The organism is Streptococcus mitis (assembly GCF_002096835.1).
Classification (GTDB): Bacteria; Bacillota; Bacilli; order Lactobacillales; family Streptococcaceae; genus Streptococcus; species Streptococcus mitis_W.
Map to the genome: position 1 here is coordinate 1 of NZ_NCVG01000007.1, position 681 is coordinate 681.

A 681-nucleotide genomic window follows, 5' to 3' on the forward strand; every position below is an offset into this window, starting at 1 on the left:
GGCTTTCACTTTGTTCAAGCCTTATTGCTCTTGACTCGTCACTTGCCTCTCAAAGAGGCTTTAGTATTACTTACCACTATCCCTAAAGGGATCCTCATATTCTTTTACACTTAATTTATCTAGTGCTATATCATGCTTTTCCTGTTCTTGAATATATTTCTTAATTGTGGCTTCATTAAGCCCTACTGTACTCACATAGTAACCTTCCGCCCAGAAATGCCGATTCCCAAACTTGTACTTGAGATTGGCGTGTTTGTCAAACATCATGAGTGCACTTTTTCCTTTTAAATAACCCATGAAACTCGAAACACTTATCCTTGGTGGAATACTTACTAACATGTGTACATGGTCTGGCATTAAGTGACCCTCGATAATTTCAACTCCTTTATAACTACACAAGCGATGAAATATTTCGCCTAAACTACTTCGATATTGATTATAGATAACTTTTCGTCTATACTTAGGGGTGAACACAATGTGATACTTACAGTGCCACTTTGTGTGCGATAAACTATGAGCCTTTTGTGCCATATTTTTCTCCTTTCGCTTTACAATTGGCTTGAACACCTTTATTGTATCGCGTTCGGAGTTTTTTTGGTATAACCTTCGACGCGCACCCGCATAGCGGGTGGTTGTTTTGTCTCGCACCTAACGGAGCGAGACGGACTAATAGTCACATAA

General features: G+C 39.4%; 1 protein-coding gene. It reads right to left on the minus strand.

Annotation, left to right across the window (positions count from 1 at the left end; all coding sequences use genetic code 11):
• Nucleotides 1-66: 66 nt before the first annotated feature.
• On the minus strand, nt 67-531 hold the full coding sequence (gene tnpA, locus B7699_RS00060) for an IS200/IS605 family transposase (RefSeq protein WP_000057429.1): 465 nt from the start codon (nt 529-531) through the stop codon (nt 67-69).
• Nucleotides 532-681 lie beyond the last annotated feature (150 nt).